The following is a 13,618-nucleotide window of genomic DNA, read 5'->3' as shown; positions in this document are numbered from 1 at the left end:
CACCTAGTGTGCCGGGAGCCTCAACTCCAGGAGCCGCTGGGACTCGGTGAGGACCGCGGGGGAGGCGAGCGACTGCCAGCGCGGGATCTGGTCCTGCAGGAACGGGCCGAGCTCGAGCGCTCGTTCCGGGTCGTGGTCGAGGACGTCGAGTTCGTTGACGATCGTCAGGTCGACGAAGTCCCGGAGGTCCGCGCTGCCGAGCTCCTCCGACGTACCGGTGAAACGGTCCGCGACGGTGCGGTGCTCGGCCAGGTCGCGCCAGGTCGTCTCGCGATCGCAGGCGCCGTATCGGTAGACGATCTGCTCCGCCTCGGCGCCGATCACCGACGCCAGGACCGGGCGTTCGGTCTGCCAGTCGAAGAGGTGGGTCGGGAAACCGTCGGTCCCGTACGCCGCATGGGCGAGACCGGCTAGCACCAGGGTGTCGGAGGCACCGAGGGAGCCGAGGCGCTTCGCGACCCGGTGCAGATGGACGTACAGACTCCCGCCCGCGTGGTCGATCTCGTCGGCTCCGCGCACCAGCAGCAGCGAACCCAAGTCCTGGAAAGTGCTCATCTGACCCCTTCTCACCCCGGGAGCGGCCAGGGCCACCCGACCGGCCCAGATCACCCACGGTAAGGCCAATACCTCAGCCCCGCCCATACCCCCGGCGTGCCGTTTCCGTCACACCCCGTTCATCTGCCGTTCGGCCAGCCTGTGCCACGGGGGATCAGGTTGTTGCTGTGGGCAAGGGGGTGGGGTGGAGGGTACGGCGGGTTTGGTCGAGGAGGAGGTGCAGCAGGGGGTTCGCGGTGTGCTTGGGCCAGATGAGGGCGAGGATGTTCGGCGGGGCGTCGACCAGGGGGAGCCAGGTGAGCTTCGGGTGGGCGAAGTAGGTGACCGTGGACGCCGGTGCGATCCAGCAGCCGTGGCCCGCCGCCACCAGGTGCAAACACTCTTCCGGCGTGCGTGCCTGCGGTCCGAAGATCGCGCGTCGGCCGTCCGGGCGCGGGTCGATGAACCAGAAGTTCACCACGGCGTCCGGCATCCCGTCGCGGGGACCGACGACCGGTACGTCGGCGAGATCCGCGATGCACAACGTCGTACGGGACTCCAGCGGGTGCCCAGGCGGGAGCGCGACCCAGCGATCTTCCTCCAGCAGCGGATGGATGGTGAAGCGCGGATCGTCGCCGATCGGCAACCACAGGAACGCCGCATCCGCCCGACCTTCGACCAGCGCGTCGATCTCGTCCGGCAGCGTGTGCGACGCGATCGGCCGGACCTCGAGCTCCGGCGCCTCACGTCGTAGCGCAGCCTCGACGGCCGGCATGAAGTGCGCCGTACTCTGCGCCTTGAACGTGATCCGCAGCGGATCCGGCCGCCCGGCCGCCGTCAGCCGCGCCTCGGTCACCATCGCCTGCGCGGACGACAGCAGCGCCGCGCCCTGCTTGAGTACGACCTCGCCGGCTGGGGTCAGTTCGATCCCGGTCGGCCGCCGCTCGACCAGCGGGGTCCCGACCACTCGCTCCAGCTGACGGATCTGCCCGCTGACAGCCTGCTGGGTCAGGTTGAGGACCCGCGCGGCCCGCGTCATGCTGCCCTCCGCCGCGACGGCTTCGAGCGACTGGAGCAGGCGCAAGCTCAGATCCACGCCCTCCACTGTGCCACAACGATTCGTTGTGCCCTCGCCAAGAAGACTCTGTTTCCGCATCCGCCGATGTCGCTGGACGATCGAAGCAGTCACTCGATGGGAGAAACATGACGCTGAAGGGCAGAACGGCACTCGTCACCGGCTCGTCGAAAGGGCTCGGCCGGGCGATCCTGCTCCGCCTCGCGGCCCAGGGCGCGAACGTGGTGGTCAACTACTCCCGCGACAAATCGGCCGCGGACGAGGTGCTCGAAGCGGCCAAGGCGCTGGGGGTCGGAGCGATCGCGGTCGCCGCCGACGTGTCTCGCGTCGACGGGATCGAGCGCTTGTACGACGCGACGCTGGACGAGTTCGGCCAGGTCGACATCGTCGTCGCGAACGCCGGGATGGAGAAGGTGAACGTCCCGGTGGCCGAGGTCACCGAGGCGGACTTCGACCTGCTGTTCCGGGTCAACACCAAGGGTCCGTACTTCGTCCTTCGGGAGGCGGCCCGCCGGATCGCCGACAACGGCCGGATCATCACGATCTCGTCGAACACCACCACCGTCCCGCAGTTGGGGGTCGGTCTGTACGGCACCAGCAAGGTCGCCACCGGATACCTGGCCCGGGTGCTCGCGCTCGAACTCGGGCCGCGCGGGATCACCGTGAACACGATCGTTCCGGGGCCGATCGACGGCGCGGGGATCTTCACCGACCCGGCGAACGACGAGTACAAGCAGAGCCTGATCGCGATGGTGCCGATCGGGCGACTGGGCACGACCGAGGACGTCGCGGGGATCGCGGCCTTCCTCGCGAGTGCCGAAGCCGGGCTGATCACCGGCCAGCAGATCGTCGCCGACGGCGGAATGCACTGAGTCGAAGCTGCACCGAGTCGAAATTACCGAGGGAGAGAGATGACAGGAACGATGCGTGCGGCCCAGGTCCAGCAGGCCGGCGGCCCGTTCGTGGTGACCGACGTACCGATCCCGGAGCCCAAGGCCGGGCAGGTCCGGGTGAAGGTGCACGCCTGCGGAATCTGTGGCGGTGACGCGATCCCGCGGAACGCGCTCTTCGGCACCGTGCTGCCGCGGATCCCGGGGCACGAGATCGCGGGCGTCGTCGACGCGGTCGGCGAGGGCGTGACGGTCTGGGAGGTCGGTCAGCGGGTCGGCGTGGGCTGGGCCGGCGGCGTCGACTTCACCTGCGAGTTCTGCCGGCGCGGCGATTTCACGAACTGTGTGAGCCGGACGATCGTCGGCATGTCGTACGACGGCGGGTACGCCGAGTACATGGTGGCGCCGCAGGACGCGGTAGCGCGGATTCCGGAAGGGCTGACCTTCGAGGACGCGGCGCCGTTGATGTGTGGCGGGATCACGGCGTTCAACGCACTCCGGCACGCGGATGCGGGTCCGGGGGAGACGGTCGCGGTGCAGGGCGTCGGCGGGGTCGGTCACCTGGCGATCCAGTTCGCCGACAAGATGGGCTTCCGAACGGTAGCGATCAACCGCGGCCGGGACAAGGAGAAGCTCGCTCGGCAACTCGGGGCGGACGAATACATCGACAGCACCGAGGGCGATGCCGGTGAGGCCTTGAAGGCGCTCGGCGGTGCAGCCGTCGTACTCGCGACCGTCTCTCGGGCCGAGCTTCAGTCGGACCTGGTCAAGGGGCTTCGGCCGAACGGTGAGCTGATCGTGCTCGAGGGCGGCGACCCGATCCAGGTCACCGGCCACGCGCTCGCCGAGGGCCGGTTGTCGGTCTCCGGCTGGTACTCCGGGGTTGCGCAGGACTCCGAGGACACCTTGAACTTCGCCGTACTCAAGAACATCCGGCCGATCATCGAGACGTTCCCGCTCGAGCAGGCCGAGGACGCCTGGCAACACCAACCCAAGGCGAACCTCCGGATCGTGCTCAAGACCCAGCCCGCGTGATCGCCCAGCCTGAGTGATCCTCAGAACCCGTCCGCAACCACCTCACACAGTTGCGGACGGGTCCTGCGATTGCTGCCCGTGGTGCTCAGGGAAGGTGAGCGACCACGGGAAGTCCATCGGGGTCAGCCGGGGTCAGTCGAGGTCGGCGAGGGCCCTCTTGGCTGCTTCCAGCTCGGCTTCGAGCGCGGCCACCTTCGCGGCCTGCTGGGAGCGGGCCTCTTCGATGACCTCGTCGATCGGGGTGGAGAGGTCCTCGTGCAGCTCCTTGGCGGCGCGGGACACGGCGGCCGCGGCGACGGCCAGGTCGCGGGCCAAGTAGGTGGTGCCCTGCTTGAGCTCGGCGTGCCACTCGCCGTCCGCCGTACCGGTGACGGTCAGCGTGAGCTCGATGGTCTTCGCCTTCTTGCCGGCCGCCTTCTTCGCCGGCGCCTTCTTCGGCTTCTCAGCAGCCGGCGCGGCCGCGGTCGGCTTGGCTGCCTCGGTGGTGGCCTCGGCGGTCGGCTCGGTGCTCGACCCCGAGGTCGACGGCGAGGTGAAGGTGGTGGTCGTGTCGGGAGTGTCGGCGACGGCCGACGGTGCTTCTGCTGCCAGAGTGTCTACAGTCATCGTTGCGGCGATCTCCTTGTGAACATCGCCCGCAGTGAGCGGGCTGGCGCTGAGAGCTTATTAGAACACACGTTCGACTCTCAAGCCAAACTCAACCGGCCGAACTCGGCCAGGCAAGCTCAGGGCGGGCGAACTCAGCCCGCCACGCCCACCAGCTTCACCAGGAATCGGTCGATCTGCTCGGCCAGCGGTGGAAGGTGGGCCTCCGGTTCGTTGATCCGGATCGAGACCGCGCCGTGCACGGCTGACCGGAGATCCAGAGCGACCGCGGCGGCGTCGCCCGCAGGAGCCAGGCCGGCATCCATGCAGCGCTGCACGGCGGCAGTCGCGCGGACCCCGAGCTCCGCCTTGAAGGCCAGGTGCATCCGGCGATTCAGCGTGCTCTCGTGCAGCACTTTGTAGAGACCGGCGTACTCCGTCGTCCAGTTGCCGAGGAACAGCAGTCGGGCCCGTAGCTGCTCCACCGGATCGTCGCTACTCGCCTCGGCTTCGTCGAGGTCGCGAATCAGATCGGCGGTGCTCTGCTCGAGCGCAGCGAACACGAGCGCGTCCCGGTCGGCGAAGTGGATGTACACCGACGTCGCCGCGATCCCCACCTCGCGCGCGACCGCGCGCAACGAGAGCGTCTCGTCGTCGCCGAGCTCGTTCAGCATCCGCAGCGCGGCGTCGATGATGTCGCGCCGCAGCAGCTCGCCCTGGCCCCGGCGGTTGCGGTTCCGGGTCGGTGTGGTCGCGTCCATCCGCCCATTGTATTGCAACGACCGTTGCCCTACAGTCGTAGCACTACAGCTGTTCACTTAAGGATCTCGATGAGCCTAGAACGCAACAAGCAGACGGTCCTCGACTTCTACGAGACCGGTCTCAACCAGAAGGACTTCCACGCGGCGGCCGAGCTGATCGGCGACCACTACGTGCAACACAACCCGCGGATCGCCGACGGGATCGACGGCTTCAAGGCCTTCGTCGAGACCCTCCGGCAGGACTTCCCCGACCTCCGCGCCGAGGTCAAACGGATCTTCGCGGACGGGGACTTCGTGATCGCCCACGTGTACGGCGTTCGCGTGCCGGGCCAACCGGGCACGGCGATCGTCGACATCTTCCGGCTCGACCCGGAGGGGAAGATCGTCGAGCACTGGGACGTGATGCAGCCGGTCCCGGACACCGTTCTCAACCAGAACGGGATGTTCTAGTCGTGGCGGCCACGGATGCGCCGCCGCAGGTGGACGCGCGGCGGTGGTGGGCGTTGGGCGCGGTGGCGACCGCTCAGCTGATGGTCGGGATCGACCTGACCATCGTGAACATCGCACTGCCGTCCATGCAGCAGGCGTTGGGGTTGTCGGATCCGGCGCGGCAGTGGGTGATCACCTTGTTCGCCTTGGGGTACGGCGGGTTGCTGCTGCTCGGCGGTCGTATGAGTGATCTGATCGGGCGCCGGCGGGCCTTGCTGATCGGGTTGACCGGATTCGCCGTGGCATCGGCGCTCGGTGGGGCCGCGACCGGCCCGGCGATGCTGCTCGGTGGGCGGGCGCTGCAGGGGGCGTTCGGTGCGTTGCTGACCCCTGCGGTGCTCGCGACGCTTGCAGCCGCGTTCCCGTTGCCTGCTGAGCGCGGGAAGGCCTTTGGCATCTACGGGACGGCGATGGGCAGTGCGTCCGGGCTCGGAGTGCTGATCGGCGGTGTGCTGACGCAGTACCTCGACTGGACGTGGTGCATGTTCGTCAACCTCCCGATCGCGGTGTTGGCGGCGGGTGGCGTCCTGTACGCCGTGCGGCCAGTACCGCGGGTCAACGGAGTACGAGTCGACCTAGTAGGTGCGTTGCTGGCGACTGCAGGTCTGATGGCGGTGGTGTTCGGGTTCGCTCGAGCGGACTCGGACGGCTGGGGCGCGCCGGCGTCGTACGTGCCGTTGGTCGGCGGAGTGGTGTTACTGGCGGCGTTCCTGGCTGTGCAGGCGCGAGTGAAGTCGCCGCTGCTGCCACTGAGGGTCGTCGCGGACCGCAGGCGAGGTGGTTCGTACCTGGCCGTGTTCAGTCTGGCTGTCGGCATGTTCGCCGCACTGTTCTTCCTGACGTTCTACCTGCAGAACATCCAGCACTACTCACCTGTGAAGGCCGGACTGGCCTTCCTGCCGCTGACGGTCGGGCTGATGGCAGGAGTACGCGCAGTGAGTCGCCTGCTGGCCAAAGCCGCCGTACGGTCCCTCATCTGCCCCGGACTGCTCACCATCGCCGCAGGGCTTGCCCTGCTCGGGTTGCTCAAGGCAGACAGCAGTTACTGGCTGCATGTCATGCCGGTGTTCCTGCTGATCGGTCTGGGGACCGGATGGGTTCTGGTGACGGCCAACAGCACTGCGACCCTCGGCGCCGGCCGCGACACTGCAGTGGCTGGCGCCATGGTGATGACCTCTCAGCAGGTCGGTGCGTCGCTCGGGACCGCGCTGCTGAGCACAGTCGCCGGCACGGTCGCCAGCCACTCCGATGCTGTCCACGGGTTCAACGTGGCGAGCTTCGGAGCGGCCGGCTTCCTGTGCGTAGCGGCGGTCGCGGTCTACTGGGTGCTCTCGGAGCGGTCACCCGACCACTCCAGGTGGAAGCTGCCCTCGCGGTCGACGCGCTTGTAGGTGTGCGCGCCGAACAGGTCGCGCAGTCCCTGGATCAGCGCGGCCGGCAGGCGCTCCGCCCGCAGACCGTCGTAGTACGACAGCGCCGCCGAGAAGCCCGGAGCTGGTACGCCGACGGTCGCCGCCGTCGCGACCACCCGTCGCCAGGCCTCCTGCCCGCTGGCGACTGCTTCCTTGAAGTAGTCGTCCACCAGCAGCGAGGGCAGCGACGGGTTCCGGTCGTAGGCCTCCGTGACGCGGTCCAGGAACCGCGCCCGGATGATGCAGCCGCCGCGCCAGATCTTGGCCATCGCACCGAGGTCGATGTTCCAGTCGTACTCGTCGCTGGCCGCCCGGATCGCGTCGAAGCCCTGGGCGTACGCGACGATCTTCGACGAGTACAGCGCGTGCCGCACGTCCTCGATGAACGCCTTGTGGTCGACGTCCACCTTCGCCTCCGACGGCCCCGGCAGTACGCCGGCCGCCGCCTCCCGTCGTACGACGTCACCCGACAGCGACCGTGCGAACACCGCCTCGGCCATGCCGCTGACCGGGATCCCCAGGTCGAGCGCGGACTGCACGGTCCACCGGCCCGTGCCCTTCTGCTCCGCCTGGTCGAGTACGACGTCGATGAACGGACCGCCCGTGGTCGGGTCGGTCTGGCTGAGCACCTCGGCGGTGATCTCGATCAGGAACGACTCGAGGTCGCCGGTGTTCCAGTCCCGGAACACGTCGGCCAGCTCCGCCGGGGACAGGTCGAGCACGTGCCGGAGCAGGTCGTACGCCTCGGCGATCAGCTGCATGTCGGCGTACTCGATGCCGTTGTGGAGCATCTTGACGAAGTGCCCCGCGCCGTCCGGGCCGACGTGCACGCAGCACGGCTCGCCGTTCACGTGCGCGGAGATCTTGGTCAGGATCGGTCCGAGCGACTCGTACGACTCCTTCGAGCCGCCTGGCATGATGCTCGGGCCGTTCAGCGCGCCCTCTTCGCCGCCGGACACGCCGCTGCCGACGAAGTGCAGGCCCTTCTCCTTCAGCGCGCTCTCGCGCCGCCGGGTGTCCAGGAAGTGCGCGTTGCCGGCGTCGACGACGATGTCGCCCTCGTCGAGCAGCGGCACCAGTTCGTCGATGACCGCGTCGGTCGGCGCGCCGGCCTTGACCATGATGATGACCTTGCGCGGCTGCTCCAGCGACTCGACGAAGCCGGCCAGGTCCGTGGACGGAACGAACTCACCCTCGGAGCCGAACTCCGCGACCAGCGCGTCGGTCCGGGCCTGGGAGCGGTTGTGCAGAGCGACGCGGAACCCGTTCCGCGCGAGGTTCCGGGCCAGGTTGCGGCCCATCACCGCGAGGCCGGTGACGCCGATCTGGGCTTTGCCTGACCGGGGCGGTGGGGTGGGGCCGTCAACAGCATCAGAGCTCATCGAATCTCCCGCAGTCTCAAGTTGTGTGCGGACCAAGTCTCGCGCGCCTGGCAAGAGGGCGTCGCAGTGGGCTCGGATGGTGAGCTCTTCTCATTCCACTACAACGATGTCGGCTACCTCGTCGGGGTCGACGTGCTGGACCTTAAGCTCACCTCGTGAACTCTCTGGAACCTCGCCGTACGGCGCTCATCCTGATCGACCTGATGCCGCGGATCGTTGCGCTGGACACGGCGCCGTACAGCGGACCCGTCGTACTCGAGCGATCCGTCGCGCTGGCTGCGGCGACGCGGGCAGGCGGCGGGCTGGTCGTGAACGTACGGGTCGAGCGGCCGGGTGTCGACGTACAGCCCGAGGGAAGCGGGTTCGCACCGGAGGTCGCGCCGCAGCCGGGCGACCTGGAGATCGTGAAGCGCACGATCGGCGCCTTCGGGCGCTCATCACTCGACGCCGAACTCCAGTCCCGCGGGATCAGCAACGTGGCCCTCGCCGGCATCGCAACCAACTTCGGCGTCGAGTCCACGGGCCGCGCTGCGTCCGACCTCGGCTACGAAACCTTCTTCATCACCGACGCGATGACAGGGTTGGACGATCACGCCCACAACTTCGCGGTCTCCTACGTCTTCCCCCGCCTGGGCACCAGCTGCACCACCACGGAATACCTCAACGCCTTGAACTAGTCGGCCCCCGACGTCAACGCGCGTACTGGCGGTTACCCGTTCGATTCGAAGGGCTGAGTTGTGCCTGAGCGACCTGAGATTGTGTGTATTTGCGGCTCTGCCCGGTTCGTCGACGAGATGCGCGCGGCGAATCGCGACCTAACATTTGCAGGTGTCATCGTCGTCGCGCCAGGTGTCTTCCGGCCCGCCGAGGATGACGAAGCGGACGAGTTGATCACCGACGAGCAGAAGGCCGCGTTGGGCGCTCTCCACCTGCGCAAGATCGACCTGGCTGACCGTGTTCTGGTCGTCAACCCGGGCGGGTATATCGGCGAGTCCACGAGCAGGGAGATCGCCTACGCCCGCGCCACCGGCAAGCCGGTCTCGTTCACCGATCCCGACTGAGCAATTATCCGAGGCGACGTAGCGCTGTCTCGACGGCGAGCTCGACGCGGGAAGTCATGCCGGGCACATCGACGGGACGGCGCCCCGCAACTTGACCGCGGATCCACTTCGACCCGGTGCCGTCATAGTGGAGCAGGGCGTACAGGTCCCACCACGGATCGAGTGTCACGCCGGCGATCGACTCGTAGAGCGAGTGAAGCTGCTCCGCCCACTCGGGTGAGTAGAGCGCCGCCAGGTATCGCCGACAGTGCCCGACGTCGATCGCGCGCGCTCCGCGATGGATGGAGTTCCAGTCGGTCAGGCCGGTAATCCTGCCGCGCGACCACAGCATGTTGACGGGCAGGAGATCGCAGTGCAGAAAGACGGCAGTGTCCTTTGGTGGCGGCTCCGCCATGACACCGAACGCCGCCTTCCACACCGCCGGCTTCTGGGCGTTGGCCGGCACCTGAAATCCGTCTCGAGGAGCGATCCAGGAATCCGTCCAAGGTCTGAACGTCTTCGCGGGGAGATCGAGGGAATGCAGCAAGACGGCAATCTCCGCGATCCTCGTCAGCCACGACCGAGGTTCCGCCGGATTGAGGTGTACATGCCCCGGTAACCGTGTCATCAGCAACGATGGCGCGCCGCCCGTCGAAGCACCGGCGACATCAGTGGCCAGGATGCCGGGAACCGGTAGCCCGCTTCCCGCCACCACACCAAGGTTGGCGATCTCCTTCTCCAAGGGCTCCTGCAGGCCGAGCCCGCCCGGGTACTGCCGCAGTACGACGAACGTTCGCACTCCACGCTGCTCGACAGTCAGCCGATGCACAGCGGAACAGACGCCACCGGTCATTCGGCGATAGCCGACGACGCGACTGCCCCGACCCATCGACGCCGCAACCCAGTCGAGAGTCTCCACCGACGGCCGACGCTGCCTGAACCCGGTATCCCTCCAGTCGCCGTCGGTCATGAGCGCGAGCCTATTCGTCAGGAGCCTGCGGCGACACGGGATTTCTGACCAAACGCGTGGGTCTTAGGTGAAGAGGGTGGCGTTTTCTTGGACCCATTGCTGGAGGCTTCGGCCCGGTTGGCCCGTGACTGCAGTGACGGTGTCGTTGACGGTGGTTTCGTCGATGGTGCCGTCGCCGAAGAAGCCCTCGATCGCACTGGCGTACGGCTCCGGCATTGAGGCGAACAACGCGTCGTGCGTTTCCGATCGGCTCATTGGGTACGCCCTCAGTGGTCGGCCGATGCCCTCGGCGAGGATCGCGACCTGTTCGACCGGCGTGAGGGCGACCGGTCCGGTAAGCCGCAGTACCTCCTTGTCGTTGGAGCCCTGAAGGGCGCGGACCGCGACATCGGCGATGTCTCGCGGATGGATCGTCGACACGGGTACGTCGGGGAACTGGACTCGGATCTCGTCACCGGCGTGGAGTTGGTCGAGCCAGCGCAGGGTGTTGGACATGAAGGAGTTCGGGCGCAGAAAGGTCCAATCCAATTTCGCTGCGCGGACCGCTTCTTCGGTTGCGTGGTGGTACGCCGCGACCGCGTTCGTCAGGTCGCCGTCGAGGGAACTGCTGGACAGCACCACGACCTTCCGGACCCCGGCACGCACCGCATTCGCGAGCAATTCCTCCAGCCGGTCGTAACCGCTCAGCAGAAAGATTCCGCTGACACCGGTCAACGCGTCCGCGAACGTGTCCGGCCGGTTCAGGTCGCCGTACACGGGCTCGATGCCGGCGGGCAGGTCCCTGGCCGAGCGAATCAAAGCCCGGGCCGCGATGCCTTGCTCTGCCAGCGATTCCACCACTGCGCCGCCCGCGTTTCCGGTCGCGCCAGTTACCAGGATCGTCATAGCGCGCAGCCTGCCATATCGAGGGCTGACCGCAGACAGTTTCCTGGGTCGTCCTGGTGGTAGATGCGTTCGTCGGGTTCGATGTTGTCGAGGAACCGCTGGTACATCAGGGCGTACGTCAGCGGTCCCAGCACGCTCATCGGCTGCAGCGCGCGCAACGGATCACAGCCCGGGAGTTCCCGTCGCCACGCCGCTGACCAGACCTCGGCCGCGTGATCGCGCTTCTCCGGTGGCAGGAAGTCGTGCAGGCGCCTGATGTCGGTGGCCGGGTGACCGACGAACGTGTCGGCCCAGTCGACGATCACCCGCTGCGTGCCGTCCGACCGCCAGTTCCCAGGATGGAAGTCGCCGTGCACCAAGGTGATCGGCAGTCCCGCGGCTTCGAGCTCGCCGACGATGGCCGGGAGCCGATCGACCAGCTCTAGGATCCCGCGCTCAGACAGGTCGACCCGGGGGATGAGTGCAGCGATCTCGTCGGCCAGCGCGCTTGGCAGCAAACGAGGCGCGTCGAGCGCAAAAGCCTCGTCAGCCAGGGCTGCTTGCGCTGCGACCCAACGGCTCACGACGCTCTCGACCGACGGGCGGTCCGGCTCCCAGCAGTCCGTACCGGGTGCGTGGGCGAGGAGGGACCAGCGGTTCTCGCGGGACGTTGCGAGTACGGCCGGTGCGAGCGTGTCGTCGTACCGTCGGATGTGCTCGATGATGTCCGCGTCGATGCTGCAGAACCGGCTGGTGGCCTTCGCCCAGGCACCCGGAAACCGAATCAGGCAGGACAAGTTCCACGTCTTCACTTGTACGGCGTCGCGCGGGCCGATGATGCCCTGAGCCCATTCGATCAGCCGACGAGGCCCGTCCACCTCGGCCCACGTCGCCCGCAACGGCTGCTCCGCGACGATCTCATCCCACTCGGGCAACGGCGTCTCATCGAGTACGCCGGAACGCGGCTCGTCCAGCGCCTCGACGTGATAGACAACCCGTCCGCCGCGTCCGATCACGGCCTCGTCGGCATGCACAAGCCGCAGTACGACCGTCCGCACTCCAAGAAGTCGATCGAGGTGCCGGGTGACAGCCTCGACCTCCGACCACCACCCCGGCTCCACCTCAAACGCCGGCGCCCGCCCGACGTACCGGGCGCCAACGCTCACCAAGGCCTCTACCGTCTTGATTTCCACGGGCCTACTGTCGCGTGATCCGGTGCCAGGTGCGAGTGCCTGACTTCAGTACGACGTCGGAGGTGAGGTCGATCGGTGCCGCCGCGTCCTCTGTTCGTACGCCGTTGATCGATACTGCGCCCTGACGTAGCAGCCGGCGTAGCTCGGAGTTGCTGTCATCAGGTCGCGCCGCACGCAAGAGGTCGAACGTCGTGACGACCTCGGCGCTGACGACGACCGCAGGGATGTCCGCAGGCTCGGCGCGATCCGTGAAGGTACGGCGGAACTCCGCTAGGGAAGTCCTAGCCGCGCCCGCGCCGTGGTAGCGCGTCACGACCGCGGCGGCCAGCCGGAGCTTGGCGTCCCGAGCCGCCGGACCACCCACGCCGGCGGAGTCCACAAGGGCGGCGACCGTCTCGAGTGGCAGTTCGGTGTAGACCCGGGCGTACGGTTCGACCAGTTCGTCCGGGATGCTCATCAGCTTGCCGAACTTGTCGCGAGGACTGTCGGTCAGCCCGATGTAGTTGTTCAGCGACTTGGACTGCTTGGCCCGCCCGTCGATGCCCGGCGTGATCGTCGTCGTGATCACCACCTGCGGCGGCGCCCCCAACCGCTGCTGGAAATGCCGTCCCAGCTGCTCATTGAACAGTTGGTCCGACCCCACGATCGTCAGATCACTCTGCATCGCAAAGCTGTCGTACCCCTGCAGCACCGGGTAGACCAGCTCGTGTACGGCGATCTCCCGCCCGGCCGCGACCCGTTCGCGGAACATGTCCCGGCTCATCAGCTGCGCCTGCGTGACCTGGGCGAACAGACCCAACAGCTCCGCCACCGGCATCCCGTCGTACCACTCGGAGTTCCGCCGTACTTCGAACACCTCGGGGTCGGTGCGCAGGACGAGCGACACCTGCTCGAGGAACGACGCCGCGTTCGCGTCGATCTGCTCCGGTGTGAGCACCGGCCGGGTTTCGGAGCGGCCGGTCGGGTCGCCGACGCGGGTGGTGAGGTCGCCGAGCAGGAACACGACGCGGTGCCCGAGGTCCTGCAGTTGCCGCATCATCCACAGGTTGACCGCGTGGCCGAGGTGCAGATCCGGCGCGGTGCAGTCGACGCCGTACTTGATCCGCAACGGACGCCCGGAATCCAGCCGTTCGCGCAGGTCGTCCGCGCCGATGACGGTGTCGGTGGTACGGCGTAATCGGTCGATCACAGCATTCATCAGGTTCCTCTCGGACGAGGCACCTCGAACCAGTGCCTCCGGCAACGGAAAGAGGCAGGAACCGGACGGTTCCTGCCTCGGAGGCTCTGGGTGCAGCGGCTGCGCGAACTACCGAACGCCGGCTCCTCCCAGAGCCGGTCGATATGCCACGCTTCGCTTGATCACGCGCTCAGATTAGCAGACCCGGCTT

At 67.6% G+C, this 13,618-nt stretch carries 15 protein-coding genes; 6 read left to right on the top strand and 9 right to left on the bottom strand.

The features are described from left to right. Positions 1–3 precede the first annotated feature (3 nt). Positions 4–555 carry a DUF6817 domain-containing protein gene (locus EV650_RS17320; RefSeq protein ID WP_134119770.1) on the bottom strand — a complete coding sequence of 184 codons (552 nt, stop codon included), beginning with the start codon at positions 553–555 and terminating at the stop codon, positions 4–6. A 154-nt stretch (positions 556–709) separates the two neighbouring features. Then, entirely contained in the window at positions 710–1,630 is a 921-nt protein-coding gene (locus EV650_RS17315) for a LysR family transcriptional regulator (protein WP_166678165.1), read from the bottom strand. A gap of 107 nt (positions 1,631–1,737) precedes the next feature. Between EV650_RS17315 and EV650_RS17310 the strand changes: the two genes are divergently transcribed. Beyond that, a complete protein-coding gene (locus EV650_RS17310) occupies positions 1,738–2,481 on the top strand; it encodes an SDR family oxidoreductase (protein ID WP_134119768.1) in 744 nt (247 codons plus the stop codon). A 39-nt stretch (positions 2,482–2,520) separates the two neighbouring features. After that, positions 2,521–3,534, top strand: a complete 1,014-nt coding sequence (locus EV650_RS17305; protein WP_134119767.1) for an alcohol dehydrogenase catalytic domain-containing protein — start codon at positions 2,521–2,523, stop codon at positions 3,532–3,534. Between the two features lie 132 nt (positions 3,535–3,666). Here the strand turns inward: EV650_RS17305 and EV650_RS17300 are convergent, their stop codons facing one another. Beyond that, entirely contained in the window at positions 3,667–4,140 is a 474-nt protein-coding gene (locus EV650_RS17300; RefSeq protein WP_134119766.1) for a DUF6319 family protein, read from the bottom strand. 134 nt (positions 4,141–4,274) lie between these two features. After that, positions 4,275–4,880 (bottom strand): TetR/AcrR family transcriptional regulator, encoded by a 606-nt coding sequence (locus EV650_RS17295; protein WP_134119765.1) that lies wholly within the window; start codon positions 4,878–4,880, stop codon positions 4,275–4,277. A gap of 69 nt (positions 4,881–4,949) precedes the next feature. Between EV650_RS17295 and EV650_RS17290 the strand changes: the two genes are divergently transcribed. Then, positions 4,950–5,330: a nuclear transport factor 2 family protein gene (locus EV650_RS17290; RefSeq protein ID WP_134119764.1), complete on the top strand. Its 381-nt coding sequence runs from the start codon at positions 4,950–4,952 to the stop codon at positions 5,328–5,330. A 2-nt stretch (positions 5,331–5,332) separates the two neighbouring features. Beyond that, positions 5,333–6,760 carry an MFS transporter gene (locus EV650_RS17285; RefSeq protein ID WP_202874574.1) on the top strand — a complete coding sequence of 476 codons (1,428 nt, stop codon included), beginning with the start codon at positions 5,333–5,335 and terminating at the stop codon, positions 6,758–6,760. Here the strand turns inward: EV650_RS17285 and gnd are convergent. Then, complete coding sequence (gene gnd / locus EV650_RS17280; protein WP_134119763.1) at positions 6,688–8,163, bottom strand: NADP-dependent phosphogluconate dehydrogenase; 1,476 nt, start codon at positions 8,161–8,163, stop codon at positions 6,688–6,690. The two genes, EV650_RS17285 and gnd, sit on opposite strands and share 73 nt — an antisense overlap. Before the next feature lie 155 nt (positions 8,164–8,318). On the opposite strand from gnd, the gene EV650_RS17275 reads away from it, so the two are divergent. After that, complete coding sequence (locus EV650_RS17275; RefSeq protein ID WP_238174244.1) at positions 8,319–8,840, top strand: isochorismatase family protein; 522 nt, start codon at positions 8,319–8,321, stop codon at positions 8,838–8,840. A 60-nt stretch (positions 8,841–8,900) separates the two neighbouring features. Beyond that, complete coding sequence (locus EV650_RS17270; RefSeq protein WP_134119762.1) at positions 8,901–9,224, top strand: hypothetical protein; 324 nt, start codon at positions 8,901–8,903, stop codon at positions 9,222–9,224. Positions 9,225–9,228: 4 nt separating this feature from the next. On the opposite strand, the gene EV650_RS17265 is transcribed toward EV650_RS17270, so the two are convergent. From EV650_RS17265 to tyrS, 4 genes are all read right to left on the bottom strand, one after another. Beyond that, positions 9,229–10,173, bottom strand: coding sequence for a phosphotransferase family protein (locus EV650_RS17265; RefSeq protein ID WP_134119761.1), 945 nt, complete (start codon positions 10,171–10,173; stop codon positions 9,229–9,231). 63 nt (positions 10,174–10,236) lie between these two features. Further along, positions 10,237–11,058 (bottom strand): NAD(P)H-binding protein, encoded by an 822-nt coding sequence (locus EV650_RS17260; protein WP_134119760.1) that lies wholly within the window; start codon positions 11,056–11,058, stop codon positions 10,237–10,239. After that, the gene (locus tag EV650_RS17255) at positions 11,055–12,230 is read right to left on the bottom strand and encodes an aminoglycoside phosphotransferase family protein (RefSeq protein WP_134119759.1); all 1,176 of its coding nucleotides are present in this window, start codon (positions 12,228–12,230) and stop codon (positions 11,055–11,057) included. Before EV650_RS17255 ends, EV650_RS17260 begins: the two co-directional genes overlap by 4 nt. A gap of 4 nt (positions 12,231–12,234) precedes the next feature. Then, a complete protein-coding gene (gene tyrS / locus EV650_RS17250) occupies positions 12,235–13,428 on the bottom strand; it encodes a tyrosine--tRNA ligase (RefSeq protein WP_134119758.1) in 1,194 nt (397 codons plus the stop codon). Positions 13,429–13,618 lie beyond the last annotated feature (190 nt).

The organism is Kribbella kalugense, from assembly GCF_004365875.1.
In the GTDB taxonomy this organism is placed as follows: Bacteria; Actinomycetota; Actinomycetes; order Propionibacteriales; family Kribbellaceae; genus Kribbella; species Kribbella kalugense.
This window is presented reverse-complemented; position numbering and strand designations above follow the sequence as displayed.

Excerpts from the sequence above, each read along its gene's own strand:
- EV650_RS17320 (WP_134119770.1), bottom strand. The coding sequence starts at position 555 with ATGAGCACTTTCCAGGACTTGGGTTCGCTGCTGCTGGTGCGCGGAGCC.
- EV650_RS17310 (WP_134119768.1), top strand. The coding sequence starts at position 1,738 with ATGACGCTGAAGGGCAGAACGGCACTCGTCACCGGCTCGTCGAAAGGG.
- EV650_RS17305 (WP_134119767.1), top strand. The coding sequence starts at position 2,521 with ATGACAGGAACGATGCGTGCGGCCCAGGTCCAGCAGGCCGGCGGCCCG.
- EV650_RS17300 (WP_134119766.1), bottom strand. The coding sequence starts at position 4,140 with ATGACTGTAGACACTCTGGCAGCAGAAGCACCGTCGGCCGTCGCCGAC.
- EV650_RS17295 (WP_134119765.1), bottom strand. The coding sequence starts at position 4,880 with ATGGACGCGACCACACCGACCCGGAACCGCAACCGCCGGGGCCAGGGC.
- EV650_RS17290 (WP_134119764.1), top strand. The coding sequence starts at position 4,950 with ATGAGCCTAGAACGCAACAAGCAGACGGTCCTCGACTTCTACGAGACC.
- gnd (WP_134119763.1), bottom strand. The coding sequence starts at position 8,163 with ATGAGCTCTGATGCTGTTGACGGCCCCACCCCACCGCCCCGGTCAGGC.
- EV650_RS17265 (WP_134119761.1), bottom strand. The coding sequence starts at position 10,173 with ATGACCGACGGCGACTGGAGGGATACCGGGTTCAGGCAGCGTCGGCCG.
- EV650_RS17260 (WP_134119760.1), bottom strand. The coding sequence starts at position 11,058 with ATGACGATCCTGGTAACTGGCGCGACCGGAAACGCGGGCGGCGCAGTG.
- tyrS (WP_134119758.1), bottom strand. The coding sequence starts at position 13,428 with ATGAATGCTGTGATCGACCGATTACGCCGTACCACCGACACCGTCATC.